This is a genomic window from Pseudomonas sp. BE134 (assembly GCF_031456105.1).
Classification (GTDB): Bacteria; Pseudomonadota; Gammaproteobacteria; order Pseudomonadales; family Pseudomonadaceae; genus Aquipseudomonas.
Genome location: NZ_JAVDUA010000010.1, coordinates 16,851 through 30,295 on the forward strand (window position 1 = coordinate 16,851; position 13,445 = coordinate 30,295).

The following is a 13,445-nucleotide window of genomic DNA, read 5'->3' on the forward strand; positions in this document are numbered from 1 at the left end:
ACCACAAAAGAACAAAAAGGTGATTGAACATGCGCGTTAACACTATGCCCTTGATGGTCCTGCTCACGACGTTTTCGGCAGCCACGTATGCCGACGAACAGGTCAATATTTCCAACTGGAACGGCTACATCGCCGACGACACCCTGGTCAACTTCACCAAGGAAACCGGGATCAAGGCCACTTACGATATTCACGACAGCAACGAAGTGCTGGAATCCAAGTTAATGACCGGTAACACCGGTTATGACGTGGTCAGCCCGTCGAACCATTTCCTGTCCCGACTGATCAAGGCCGGGGCGATTCAGAAACTCGACAAAAGCCAACTGCCCAACTGGAAAAACCTTGACCCGGCGTTGATGAAAAAACTCGAGGTCAACGATCCCGGCAATCAGTATGGCTACCCGTATATGTGGGGCACGGCCGGGATTGGCTACAACGTCGAGAAAATCAAAGCGATCTTTGGCAACACCGACGTCACCCGTTCCTGGAACCTGTTTTTTGATGAAAACAACATCAAGAAGTTGAGCGAATGTGGGGTGGCGATTATTGATAACCCGACGCAGGTCCTGCCGATCACCCTCAACTACCTGGGCCTGCCGCCGCACAGTCATGACCCTGCGGATTACAAGAAAGCCGAGCAGGCACTAATGAAAATCAGGCCCTACGTGCAGTACTTTCATGCCTCCAAATACATCAGCGATCTGGCGAACGGCAATGTCTGCGCGGTGATCGGTTTTAATGGCGATGTGGTACAGGCCGCCGCCAGCGCCAAGGAAGCCAATAACGGCATTAACATCGCCTATTCGATTCCTGACGAAGGCTCGACGCTATGGTTTGACATGGTGGTTCTGCCCAAGAGCGCACCCCACGAGAAGAACGGCTACACCTACATGAACTACCTGCTGACGCCGCAAGTGATTGCCAACATCAGCAACAGCATTCACTACGCCAACCCCAACAGTGCCGCGGATGAGTTCGTGGAGCCCGCCGTGAAGCAGGACCTGGCGATTTATCCGCCAAAAAGTGTGCTGGATAAACTGTTTACCGTAGAGGAACTGCCGGCGACCATCGCACGGTTGACTACCCGGTTGTGGACCAAGTTGAAGACCAATACCTGACATTTGATGAACTTCGGTTGTGCATCACGGTGAGTATCTGGCCGCTCTCGGAATCGTGATGAACGTTAGGAAGAACACATTCAGGCCACGCTGGAGGGCTCGACTTTGTAGTCCGTCTCCTACAAAAACTTAGGACTCGCCAGCGTTACTCCAAAGCCGCACCTGAGCAGAATTCGCCGCCTCTTCTTCTTGTTGTCGGTGGATCCTTATGTTCGCGTTGGGTATGCGGTTGTCTCGATTGTCGGTGTCGGTGTCGGGCGCTTTGTTGGTGCTGGGAGCCACGCCAGGTGAGGCTGAGGCTACTTGCTATTGGTACAGCGGTTGCTACAAGACAACACAGACTTGGGATCTCAATAATGATTACGACGTACGTTTCGGCACCGGTGGCGTGTACAAAGACGGCAGCGTAACTAATAGCAATGTCTTCCTCCACGATCAGGGGCGGGCAACGGGAATCACGGTCAAAGACAAGGGATTTCTGGAGGCCAGAGAGGACAGTTTGATCGAGGACAGTACTCTGCAAGCCGGTGGTGAAATTGAAGTGCAGGGCTCGGCCAAGGCCATTCGCATCACCGTCGAGGGGGGGAAGCTGGAGCTCTTTGAAAACGCTGTGGCCGAGGACAGCACTGTGCAAGCCGGTGGTGAAATTGAATTGCAGGGCTCGGCCAAAGGCATTCGAACCACTGTCGAAGACAAGGGGCGCCTGGAAGTCTTTGACAGTGCTGAAGCCTATGACAGCGTTGTGCAAGCCGGTGGTGAAATTGAATTGCTGGGCTCGGCCAAAGGCATTCGAACCACTGTCGAAGACAAGGGGCGCCTGGAAGTCTTTGACAGTGCTGAAGCCTATGACAGCGTTGTGCAAGCAGGTGGTCATCTTCAAGTCGCCAACACGAGCAAAGCCATTGGCACAACCGTTGACGGGGGAACCCTAGAGCTTTGGAACGACGCTGTGGCCGAGGACAGTACTGTAAAAAACGGTCGTATGACCGTGAGCAACTCGGCCAAAGCCATTCGTACCACCATCAATCAGTCAGGAGTAATGCATGTCGGGATGGGCACCGATGTTAAAGGCAGCATTGTCAACCAGGACGGTGTCATGCGGCTGGCTGATGGTGCCAACCCCTCTCATACGACCATCAATCAGGGTGGGCTGCTGGATCTGCAGGGTAACGCGACGCTCACTGATATCAACTACATCAGTGGTAACGTCCGCTTCGCCGCTCCTGCGACCAAGGGCTTTCACACCCTTTCTATCGACGGTGATCTGATTGGCAGCGGCCACTTTCTGATGAACACTGATTTGGCGACCGGGAATGGTGATTTGCTCAAGGTGCGCGGAACAGTCAGCGGAAAACATACGCTGGTGGTCGCCGATTCGGGCACTGAGCCTGTTGGTGCAGCACAGGGTTGGATGCTGGTGGATGGCAATGGCGGCGACGGTGAATTCAAGTTGCGGGGTGAGCACGTTGATGCGGGAGCCTATCGTTACCAGTTGCGGCAGCAGGGTAATGACTGGCACCTGGCGAGCCTAAACGTGCCAGTGAATCCAGTCGATCCAGTAGATCCAGTAGATCCAGTCGATCCAGTCGATCCGGTAGATCCGGTAGATCCGGTAGATCCGGTAGATCCGGTAGATCCGGTAGCTCCGGTAGATCCGGTAGCTCCGGTAGAACCGGTAGATCCGGTAGCTCCGGTAGAACCGGTAGCTCCGGTAGATCCGGTAGCTCCGGTAGATCCGGTAGAACCGGTAGATCCGGTAGATCCGGTAGAACCGGTAGAACCGGTAGATCCGGTAGCTCCAGTAGAACCGGTAAATCCAGTAGCTCCGGTAGAACCAGTAGAACCAGTAGAACCAGTAGAACCAGTAGAGCCAGACGTGCCAAGCACGCCAGCCGCACCCAAAGCACCAGTCGTACCAACCGATACTCCCAAACCGAAACCGCCGGTGCCCAAGGCGCAAACCCTGAGTAAAGGCGCCAACGCCGCCGTGGCCAGTCAAGCCGCCGGTGCCGCGTTGATCAGTGCCCAGATGAACGCCACCACGGCGCATTTCGCTGAGCTGCGTTCCGGTAAGGACAAGGGTGGCGTCTGGACCCGCACCTATGGCGCCAAACAACGCCTGGATACCGGCACCAGCCGTGCTTTCACGCAACAACTCAACGGCCTGGAAATCGGTGCCGACACCGCCGTGTCCCTCGACGATGGCACGCTTTATGTGGGTGGTTTGATCGGCGAGGGTCGTGGCCGGCAAGATTTCGGCGAGGCCAGCAAAGGCACGATCGACAGCACCACGCTCGGCGGTTATGCCAGCTACCTGGACCGCAGCGGGCTGTATGTCGACGGCGCACTGAAATACAGCTATCTGGACAACAACATCAGCATCACCAGCAACCTCGGCGACAAGGTCAAGGCGGACTACAAGAATCACGCCGTGAGCGCAGACGTTCAACTCGGCAAGCACATCGAACTGGGCCAGGGTTGGTTTACCGAACCCCAAGTCGGGATGCAAGTCGCGCACATCAGTGGCGGCCACTACACCGCAAGCAACGGCTTGAGCGTCGAGCAGGATTCGATGGTCTCAGTGCAAAGTCGCGTCGGCGGGACACTGGGGCGCGACCTGCAAATGGCTAACGGTGTGTCCGTCAAACCTTATGCCAAGGCTACCTGGGTCACCGAGCATGCGGGTGACAGTCACGTGAAGGTCAGCGGTGCGAAACTCGACAGTCGCCTGCCGGGTTCCCGTGCCGAAATGGCGGGCGGGGTCATGGTGACCGCGGCGGACAAACACAACGTGTTCGCTGAAGCGGGATACACCAAAGGCAACAATATCGAACAGCCTTGGGCGGCGACCGTGGGTTATCGCTACAACTGGTAATTCACCGTAAGGCGGTAGCCGCTGGGGAAGATTTCGGCAGCGGCTACAGGCAACTTCACAGCGCGCGTTTCGGCAGTCTCCAATTCGGCCGAATGAAGTGACAGGTGTAACCGTTAGGCACTTTTTCGAGGTAGTCCTGATGTTCCGGCTCTGCCTGCCAGAACGGGCCGGCGGGGACGATTTCCGTCACCACCTTGCCAGGCCACAGACCGGACGCATCGACATCCGCCGCCGTGTCCTCGGCTACATCGCGCTGTTCTTCGTTGAGATAGAAAATCGCCGAACGGTAGCTGGCGCCAATATCGTTGCCCTGACGATTGGCGGTCGAAGGGTCGTGAATCTGGAAGAAGAACTCCAGGATCTGGCGATAGCTGATCACCGCCGGATTGAATTCAATCTCGATGGCTTCCGCATGGGAGCCATGGTTGCGGTAGGTGGCGTTGGGCACATCACCGCCCGAGTAACCGACCCGGGTAGACAGCACGCCGGGGATTCGTCTGATCAAATCCTGCATGCCCCAGAAGCAGCCACCGGCCAGGATCGCGGTTTCGGTTTGCGTGGTCATAGCGTTCACTCCTCAGTATTCATTGATTTGATCAGGTTGTTACGCAGCTTCACGATTGCTTTCTGCATCTGCGTGAACTCGTCCTCGGTCAGGCCCGTCGCGCCGGCAAGACCCGTTTCCGGGCGGCCTTCGCGCAAGGCTTTGCCTTCTTTGGTCAGGTTGATCCGCACCTGACGTTCGTCCGCGGGGTCGCGCTGGCGTTGCAGGTAGCCCATCGCTTCGAGCTTTTTCAGGATTGGCGTAAGCGTGTTCGACTCCAGAAACAGCTTTTCACCCAGGCTGCCGACGGTCTGGTCATCTTCCTCCCACAACGCCACGATGGTGATGTATTGCGTGTAGGTCAGGCCGAGTTTTTCGAGGATCGGCTTGTACGCCTTGCCGAAGGCGAGGTTGGTGGAATAGACCGCAAAACACAGAAAGTCAGAGAGCTTGGGGCTCGCGGGTGCCGCTGGGTTGTCGGGTTTCATCGGTGGCCTCATTCGTCAAAGACTGCTGTCGCGCAAGGCTGAAATATACCTCGTGTGCGATGGTGTCGTAAGAGCGATAAGTTCAAGTTGATCAGCGGCAGGTGGCGGGTTCGACGCACAACTCGAACCCGCCGTGCCGGACATCACGCTGTGAGCACGTTCAAGTCCACGTCGATGTTGCCCCGCGTTGCTTTCGAGTACGGACAGATTTGGTCAGCGGTGTGGGCCAGTGTCCTGGCGATGGCGTCCGTCAGGCCGGGCACGCGCAGGGTCAATCGCGCCTGAAGGAAGTAATCCAGACCGGTCTGACCAACATCGACTTCGATGTCGACGGACATATCTGCCGGCAGCACCACGTTCATGTCATTGGCCACCAGCCCGACGGCGGCGGTGTAGCAGGCCGACCAGGCGCCGGCGAACAGTTGCTCGGCAGTCGGGTGCGGCTGGGTCGCGGCGAACACGTGCGCAGGCGTGGCGTTGCCAGGCGACGAGAGCGCGATATCGAGGCTGCCGTTATGGCCGCGCGAAGTGTGGCCGGTGCTGCTGGCGGTGGTGTGGGTTTTGCCGGTGGCCAGGACTTTTGCAATCTTGCTCATGATGATTCCCTGAGAGTTTGGTGATTTGTGTTTCGCATGCGCTTACATCGCATGCGATATATGTGGGGTTTTTAGAGACCAATATCTGGCTCGGTTACACGGTTCTTCAAGCCGTGATGACGTTCAAGGCCACGTCGATGTTGCCGCGTGTCGCTTTCGAGTACGGGCAGATCTGGTCAGCGTTGTGTGCCAGTTCCGTCGCGACCTCGTGGGACAGGCCGGGTGCACGCAGCGTCAATCGAGCCTGAAGGAAATACGCCTCACCGGTCTGGCCCAGGTCGACTTCGATATCCACCGCCACATCTTTGGGCAGTTCGACGTTCATTTGCTTGGCGGCGAGGCCGACGGCGGCGATGTAGCAGGCCGACCAGGCGCCGGCGAACAATTGCTCGGCTTTAGGGTGTGGCTGGGTGGCTTCGAACACATGCACAGGGGCTGCATTGCCGGGTGACGAGAGCTGGATGTCGACGGTGCCGTTATGGCCGCGGGACGTGACGCCGGCCGCACTCATTTTGGTGTGGGTTTTGCCGGAGGCCAGGACTTTTTCGATCTTGCTCATGGGATGAATCCTCAATGTTGCAGTAAGTTTGATTTCTGTGTCGCATGCGGTTGTATCGTATGCGATTGAATAATAATCTCGCAGACCCCGATTGGTGTCAAGGTGTAGCAGGGCGCCTTCGCGACGAGTGGTCAAAAACGAAAAAGCCCGCATAAGCGGGCTTCGGATTTCGAGTAGGTGGCCAGTGCTGGTATCTGGCTTACAAGGTTTATCAGGACTCTGACAGAACAGTGTTATGTACTTCTGCTTCACACGGCGTAAGGGCTGGATCTCAACGCGGAGATCTTTCTAACCGTGTACCCTTCGGGACGTGCCCCACGTCTCCTTGCTATCCGTTTGCGCATCAGTCTGCGTCTTCACCTACAACTTCAGAATAGCAAAGCGTGCGCGGCGTAAAGCGCGCTTTTTAGACCGATTCCATCCTTGCAAAAGCACCGCAGGACGGAAAAATACTATCGGTACAGCCTGCCCCAAAAGGCAGGCTGTCGCAGGACGCAGAATCAAACCAGATTGGTTTCAACAAATCTGCTGGTCGTCATTCAAACCTGCACGAGAGTTTATTCAGCAAGCAAACGAAAACCGGGAAAGCGAGTTCTTTTTCATGAAGATCAAGCACGTCTTTCCCGGTTTTCTGTGAAGCGCTTTTTTATGAGTGAGTCAGGTCTGACGTCACTTGATTAGTAGAACCGATCAATCACCCGAACTTCGTTCTGGTTTTGCAACGATGCCCATGCCTGTTTCAGCGTTTGCAGAACATTACCTATGAAGTCCTTGTCGGCTGCGGCTTTCTTGCCGACATAGCCCTGGCCGCGACGGTACATCTTCAGTCGGGCGAGCAGGTTCTGGTTGTTCTGGTCGAACTCCGCTTCATGAGCGTGAGGCGACAGGCAGTCGATATGAACCTGGCCCGATTTGCTGATCCACAGAATGTGGCTGTCGAGGCTGTCTTTTTGCGCCGCGAACATACGAGCCAGTTCATCGATAGTTGGTTGATTGTTCAGATTCATAATATGCCCCTTGACCATTTGGTGATTTTTCAAAGTTGAGTCGCTAATACAAGTAGCCCATCGGTTAGTTGATCCCTGGCACCGAAACCAGGACGTCAGCGGTCGGCCGTTGAATTCAACGGGGTCCCGCGTCTGCTGCATGTAGTCGTGTTGAATAACTGCTACGCGTTAGCGTCACAACGAAGAGAAGCAGCGAAAACCTGGAGGCCACTGCCGACTTTTCAGGGTCGGCCACAAGCTTCATGAGGATTGATCGCCAGCGCTTCTCGTCCTTGTACTGGACGTTCGGGCCAGGTCAGCTTCTTCAATCTGCCTTGTGGGCAGCGTGTATCCGGGAAAAACAGCTCGGCGGTCAGACGAGCTTGCTCAAACATGTTGCGGTACTCCCGATCGGGGAGATGTCTGCATCATGCAAGGCCAAATCGGAGGCGTCAACCATTATGTAGTGATTATTTTCAGGCACTACATATTGTCTGACAAAACGGATTGGAATGAAAAAGGGAGGCCGGACACGCCCGTCAGGGCGACGGCGGCGGGCATTGGAAGCGGTAGAAGGTGCAGGGATAACCGTCTACGGGCCGCTGATGCAGGGTGAATTGATCGCCTGTGAGATGAGGCATCACTTTGGCCCAGAACCGCCGTGCAGCCGGGTTCGCATCGATATGAAAAATCTGCCATTGACCGGGGAATTGGCTCAAGAGGGTGGAAGCGACAAACTTCGCGACTCCTTGGCCACGGAAACGTCGACTGACAAAAAAGTAGCCGATATTGTACTCGGCACCCTCGATGTGGGTGTCGTCATCCACGCTCACGAAACCGGCCAGCTCACCGTCCACCCTGATCAGGAACGGCCGGGTCGCGGGGTTGCGCCAGTAATCCGTTTTCGGCTGGATGCTGAAAAAACCATGCTCACCCAGTTTCAGTGGCAGCCATTCGCTGAAGTCGTACACGTAGAACTGCATCAGGTTTTCGAGGGTGTCGAAGTCGTCGCGCTGTGCGGCGTGCAGTTCTATCGAAGGCATTTGAGGGCGCTCCAGATCGCGCAGGGCCGTCCATGGCCTTGTCAGGATCACTCAGTGCGGCGCGAAGTCGTACTTCCCGCCTTTCTTCAATGCGGCGATGTAGGCCGGGCGTGCCTGGAAGCGATCGACCCAGGCCGCTACATGAGGGTAGTTGCCCAGCTTGCCCTGGGCCCTGGCGATCTCACCAATGAAGCTCATCTGGATATCGGCGGCACTGAACTCGTCACCGAGCAGGTATTCGGACTGGCTCAGTGCGGTGTCGAGGTAGCCCAGGTAATTGGCCACTTCCGAATTGATGCGCGGATGCAGCGGTGCACCGGCTTCACCCAGGCGTCCGACATACAGGTTCAACATCAGCGGCAGCATGGCCGAGCCTTCGGCGAAGTGCAGCCATTGGACGTATTCGTCGTAGGCGGGGGTGGACGGATCGGGTTGCAGGCGACCCTGGCCATGGCGACGAATCAGGTAGTCGATGATCGCCGCGGACTCGATCAGCGTCTGCGTTCCGTCTTCAATGACCGGCGATTTTCCCAGCGCATTGATCGCTTTCAGTTCCGGTGGCGCGAGATTGGTTTTCGGGTCGCGCTGATAACTTTTCAGCTCGTAAGGAATAGCCAGCTCTTCCAGCAACCAGAGTATGCGCTGGGAACGGGAGTTGTTCAGGTGATGCACGATGATCATAAATAAGATTCCTATAGGTACCGTCTTGAGCCTCACCGGGCAATCGCGTTTTGTCAGGCAAATCCCAGACGCAGCCTCGCGTTGCTCGTCAGCTGCTACGGGGAGGGTGGTGAGTCAGAGCTGTTGAGGGGATTTGTAGCAGCTGTCGAGTGAAACGAGGCTGCGATGTCTTTTCAAAAACAGGCGGTCGCCGGGTTTGAAGAACAATAGACCATCTTCGTTCATTCGAAGTGCCATCACGCCTTGTTTGCCGGTTTCGCGGGGCGTTTGCTGCCCGTAGAGGGTTTGCGCTTCGCTGGTTTGCGTTTGTTCTTCCATGGCGCAGCGCCACGCCCGGCCGGGCTGGCCGGCCCGCTGATGGTCAGGCTCAGACCGGCACAGCGGGCGACTTGCTTGCTCATCCACGCCGCCTGTTTGGTGACGAATTCTTCCAGGCTCATTTCGCCGCTCTGCACCATGTCCAGTGCCTGTTCCCAGATCGCCGTGGTGCCAGGGTCGGCAATCGCACGCGGCACGGCATCGATAAGGCTAAAGGCCGCCGGGGTGGAGGCCAGGGCTTTGCCGTTCTTGATCAGGTAACCACGGTCGAGCAGGCCTTGAATGATCGAGGCGCGTGTCGCCTCGGTGCCGATGCCGGTGGTGTCCTTGAGTTTCTGTTTGAGCAGCGGATCTTCCACCAGTTTGGCCACGTTCTTCATGGCCTTGATCAGGTCGCCTTCGGTGAACGGTTTGGGGGGCTGCGTCCACAGGTCCTTGAGCTTCACGTCGGCGACTGCGCAATCCAGCCCTTCGGCCAATGCCGGCAGGGTTTGGGGCGCGGGCGCCTCGCGGCCCTTGGCGGGGGCGAGGGCTTCTGGCAGGGCACGTTTCCAGCCAGGCTCGACGATCTGCTTGCCAACGGCGCGCAGGGCTTCACCGGCACAGTTGAAATCGGCCTGGGTGCGATCGTATTCATGATTGGGCAGGAACTGCGCCAGATACCGGGCGCGGATCAACGTGTAGACCGCCCGCTGTTTGCCCACCAGTCGATCCAGATTCTTCGCCGCTGCCGTCGGGATGATGCCGTGGTGAGCCGTGACCTTGGCATCGTTCCAGGCCCGCGAGCGCCGTTGCGGTTCCAGGTGATCGTTCAGCGCGTTCAGGGACGGATCGGCCTGGCGCAATGCGGCGAGAATGCCCGGGGCTTCGCTGTGCTGACTCAGCGGCAGGAAACCGCAATCGCTGCGCGGGTAGGTGATGACCTTGTGGGTTTCGTAGAGCGCCTGGGCGATATCGAGGGTTTCCTGGGCGCCGAGCCCGAGCTTCTTCGAGCAGACTTCCTGCAAGGTGCCCAGATCGAACGGTAGGGGCGCCACTTCTCGCATTCGCTCGGTGCGCAGCTTGATCACCCGTGCACTCGCGGCGTTGCCCATCGCTCGGGCGGCGTCTTGCGCCAGGGACTGGTTCAGGCAGCGGTCCTGATCGTCGCAAGCGTCGGATGCCGCGCGCCACTGTGCGGTGAACGCCGTACCCTCGTGCAACAGTTGCACGTCGATGGCCCAGTAGGCCACCGGGACGAAATCGGCAATGCTGCGATCGCGATCCACCACCAGTCGCAACGTTGGCGTTTGCACCCGACCCACAGGCAATACGCCCTGATAACCGGACTGACGCCCCAGCAACGTAAACAACCGGCTCATGTTCATACCGATCAGCCAATCGGCCCGGGAGCGGCCCAACGCTGAATGATAAAGGCTGAACGTCTCGGCCCCCGGTTTGAGCGCGGCCAGTGCCTTGCGGATTGACGCATCGTCCAGCGCTGACAGCCACAGCCGGCGGATTGGCCCGCGATAGCGGCAGTGCTCCACCAGTTCGCGGGCGATCATCTCGCCTTCACGGTCGGCGTCGGTGGCGATCACCAGCTCATCGGCCTCGCCGAGCAAGCGTTTGACGGCTTTGTACTGGCTGGCTGTGCGCGGCTTGACGGTCATCTTCCATTTCTCGGGGATGATCGGCAGGTCCGCCAGTACCCAGCGTTTGTAACGCGCGTCGTAGGCGTCCGGCGGCGCGGTTTCCAGCAAGTGGCCGATGCACCAGGTCACCGTGACGTCTGTTCCCAGCCAGCAGCCATCGCCCCGACGCTTGGCGCCGAGCACTGCCGCAATGTCTTTTGCCTGGGAAGGTTTTTCACAGAGGTACAGCCGCATAACCACCATCGTTCATCAAGTAGGCAAGAGGCGCACAGAATGGCCGGTGATGAGCAATCGATCAATCATTATCTGTATGGATGTACAGCAAAGCGTTGCTGCCGTCGAAACGCCCCGTTCGGCTGCGAGGCCGTAGACAAGGCGAATTTTGGGTTATACCTGACAGATGGGGTCTCAGGTGTCGGGACCGCTGCGCGACCCATCGCGGGCAAGACGGATCGCCGCACTGCACGCTCCCACAGGTTTATCACCGTCATGAGGAACGTATTCCATGAAAAGCTCCGCTCCTAGTCCTGTCATTACCATCGCCGAGCAGCCGGGCTGCCTGCTGGTGAAATTTCATGGCATTCAGGTGGCCGCGTCCGCGCGCGCACTGGTGTTGTTGGAGGCCAATTACCCACCGGTGTATTACGTGCCGCGCGAAGATATCGACGAAAAATATTTCGCCCGCACCGATCACACCAGCTATTGCCCCTACAAGGGCGATGCCAGCTATTTCAGTTTGCAAGTCCCGGGGCATGAAGGCGCGAATGCGGTTTGGAGTTATGAAGACCCCAAAGTGTCCGTTGAGCAGATTCGCGAATATGTGGCGTTCTATCCGGATCAGGTGAAGTTCGAACTACTCGACTCTGAGGTCTGAGGGTCGTTTTCCCAAAGGTACGTGGCGAGGGGGGCCTCGCCACACAGCCCCATCAGTTTTTATCGAGATCCACGTTTTTGGTCTCACGCAGACAGATCATTCCCACCACCAGGCTCACCGCAGTGATCACCACTGGGTACCAGAGGCCGTAAAAGATGTCCCCGGTGTAGACCACCAACGCGAACGACACCGTCGGCAGGAACCCGCCAAACCAGCCATTGCCGATGTGATAGGGCAGCGACATCGAGGTGTAGCGGATGCGAGTCGGGAACAGTTCGACCATCAGCGCAGCCAGTGGGCCGTAGCACATGGCCGAAATGATGATCAGGATCACGATCAGCGCGACGATCATCGGCTTGTTGATTTGCTGCATGTCAGCCTTTGACGGATAGCCGGCGAGGGTCACCGCACCGCGCAGGGCCGCTTCGTCGAAGCCGTCCAGCGTCACGTCACCGACACTGACCTGCACGCCACTGCCCGCAGGTGCGGCGGCGCTGGCGTAAGGCAGGCCTTGCTTGACCAGAAAGGTTTTGACCTTGTCGCACGGGCTGTCAAATTTCGCCTTGCCCACCGGGTCGAACTGGAACGTGCACGTCGCCGGGTCGGCCAACACGGTAATCGGCGCCTGGCGGCTGGCCTGGTCAATGGCCGGGTTGGCGTAATGCGCCAGGGATTTGAAGATCGGGAAATACAGTGCAGTGGCCAACAGCAGGCCGATCATCAGCACCGGCTTGCGCCCGACCTTGTCCGACAGCCAGCCAAAGAAGATGAAGAACGGCGCGCCGATGATCACGCTGACGATCAGCAGGCCGTTGGCCAGGGCAGGATCCATTTTCAGGAATTGCGTCAGGAAAAACAGCACGTAAAACTGCGCGGCGTAAAAGGTCACTGCTTGCCCGGCGTTGATGCTGAACAGGGCTATCAGCACGACTTTGAGGTTTTCCCACTTGCCGAAGGAATCGCGCAGGGGCGACTTGCAGAGTTTGCCTTCGGCTTTCATTTTCACGAAGGCCGGCGATTCATGCAGGCTCAGGCGAATCCAGGTCGAGATGCCCAGCAGAATGATCGAAAACAGAAACGGAATGCGCCAGCCCCAGACTTCGAACTGGTCGCCGGTGAAGTAGCGGCAGCCGAGCACCACCAGCAGCGACAGCAACAGGCCGAGGGTCGCGGTGGATTGAATCCAGCTGGTGTGGAAGCCGCGTTTGCCCATCGGTGCGTGTTCCGCGACGTAGGTGGCAGCGCCGCCGTACTCACCGCCCAGCGCCAGACCCTGAAGCATGCGCAGCACCACAAGGATGATTGGCGCGGCGATGCCGATGCTCGCGTAGGTCGGCAGCAAGCCAACGCAGAAGGTCGCCAGGCCCATGAGCACAATGGTCGCGAGGAACGTGTATTTACGCCCGATCATGTCCCCCAGTCGTCCGAAGACCAGGGCACCGAAAGGCCTCACCACGAAGCCCGCCGCGAAGGCCATCAACGCAAAAATGAACGCCGTGGTGTCGTTCACCCCGGCGAAAAACTGTTTGCTGATCACCGCCGCGAGGGCGCCATAGAGGAAAAAGTCATACCACTCGAAGACCGTCCCGAGCGATGAAGCGAAGATGACTTTGCGGGTGTCGTGGCTGATCGTCTCGACCGGCACGGCGTCCAGAGGCTGAACATGTTCTGACATTTCGGTATCCCTCTCAGTGATTGTTTTTGTTGTTCCACTGGTGTTGCGTGTTCC

Annotated in this window: 13 protein-coding genes; 3 read left to right on the top strand and 10 right to left on the bottom strand. The window is 57.8% G+C overall.

The window, feature by feature from the left end; genetic code table 11:
• The first annotated feature begins 29 nt into the window (after positions 1 to 29).
• Both J2Y56_RS10440 and J2Y56_RS10445 read left to right on the top strand, forming a co-directional pair.
• Entirely contained in the window at positions 30 to 1,118 is a 1,089-nt protein-coding gene (locus J2Y56_RS10440; RefSeq protein ID WP_310350008.1) for a polyamine ABC transporter substrate-binding protein, read from the top strand.
• Between the two features lie 208 nt (positions 1,119 to 1,326).
• On the top strand, positions 1,327 to 3,993 hold the full coding sequence (locus J2Y56_RS10445) for an autotransporter outer membrane beta-barrel domain-containing protein (RefSeq protein WP_310350010.1): 2,667 nt from the start codon (positions 1,327 to 1,329) through the stop codon (positions 3,991 to 3,993).
• 55 nt (positions 3,994 to 4,048) lie between these two features.
• Here J2Y56_RS10445 and msrA read toward each other — a convergent pair whose 3' ends face one another.
• From msrA to J2Y56_RS10490, 9 genes are all read right to left on the bottom strand, one after another.
• Positions 4,049 to 4,558, bottom strand: a complete 510-nt coding sequence (gene msrA / locus J2Y56_RS10450; RefSeq protein WP_310337725.1) for a peptide-methionine (S)-S-oxide reductase MsrA — start codon at positions 4,556 to 4,558, stop codon at positions 4,049 to 4,051.
• Between the two features lie 5 nt (positions 4,559 to 4,563).
• Entirely contained in the window at positions 4,564 to 5,025 is a 462-nt protein-coding gene (locus tag J2Y56_RS10455; RefSeq protein WP_007946253.1) for a MarR family winged helix-turn-helix transcriptional regulator, read from the bottom strand.
• A gap of 143 nt (positions 5,026 to 5,168) precedes the next feature.
• Positions 5,169 to 5,621 carry an Ohr family peroxiredoxin gene (locus tag J2Y56_RS10460; protein ID WP_310337727.1) on the bottom strand — a complete coding sequence of 151 codons (453 nt, stop codon included), beginning with the start codon at positions 5,619 to 5,621 and terminating at the stop codon, positions 5,169 to 5,171.
• A 106-nt stretch (positions 5,622 to 5,727) separates the two neighbouring features.
• Positions 5,728 to 6,180, bottom strand: coding sequence for an Ohr family peroxiredoxin (locus J2Y56_RS10465; protein ID WP_007946255.1), 453 nt, complete (start codon positions 6,178 to 6,180; stop codon positions 5,728 to 5,730).
• Positions 6,181 to 6,857: 677 nt separating this feature from the next.
• Positions 6,858 to 7,187 carry a hypothetical protein gene (locus J2Y56_RS10470; RefSeq protein ID WP_007946256.1) on the bottom strand — a complete coding sequence of 110 codons (330 nt, stop codon included), beginning with the start codon at positions 7,185 to 7,187 and terminating at the stop codon, positions 6,858 to 6,860.
• A 221-nt stretch (positions 7,188 to 7,408) separates the two neighbouring features.
• Complete coding sequence (locus J2Y56_RS10475; RefSeq protein ID WP_007946257.1) at positions 7,409 to 7,561, bottom strand: hypothetical protein; 153 nt, start codon at positions 7,559 to 7,561, stop codon at positions 7,409 to 7,411.
• 144 nt (positions 7,562 to 7,705) lie between these two features.
• Complete coding sequence (locus J2Y56_RS10480; RefSeq protein ID WP_310337731.1) at positions 7,706 to 8,209, bottom strand: GNAT family N-acetyltransferase; 504 nt, start codon at positions 8,207 to 8,209, stop codon at positions 7,706 to 7,708.
• 51 nt (positions 8,210 to 8,260) lie between these two features.
• Positions 8,261 to 8,890, bottom strand: a complete 630-nt coding sequence (locus tag J2Y56_RS10485) for a glutathione S-transferase (RefSeq protein ID WP_310337733.1) — start codon at positions 8,888 to 8,890, stop codon at positions 8,261 to 8,263.
• A 236-nt stretch (positions 8,891 to 9,126) separates the two neighbouring features.
• Positions 9,127 to 11,076, bottom strand: a complete 1,950-nt coding sequence (locus tag J2Y56_RS10490; protein WP_310350012.1) for a DNA topoisomerase III — start codon at positions 11,074 to 11,076, stop codon at positions 9,127 to 9,129.
• A gap of 271 nt (positions 11,077 to 11,347) precedes the next feature.
• Between J2Y56_RS10490 and J2Y56_RS10495 the strand changes: the two genes are divergently transcribed.
• Positions 11,348 to 11,716 (top strand): DUF427 domain-containing protein, encoded by a 369-nt coding sequence (locus tag J2Y56_RS10495; RefSeq protein WP_007946264.1) that lies wholly within the window; start codon positions 11,348 to 11,350, stop codon positions 11,714 to 11,716.
• Positions 11,717 to 11,768: 52 nt separating this feature from the next.
• Here J2Y56_RS10495 and J2Y56_RS10500 read toward each other — a convergent pair whose 3' ends face one another.
• Positions 11,769 to 13,391 (bottom strand): MFS transporter, encoded by a 1,623-nt coding sequence (locus J2Y56_RS10500; protein ID WP_310337736.1) that lies wholly within the window; start codon positions 13,389 to 13,391, stop codon positions 11,769 to 11,771.
• Positions 13,392 to 13,445: the final 54 nt, after the last annotated feature.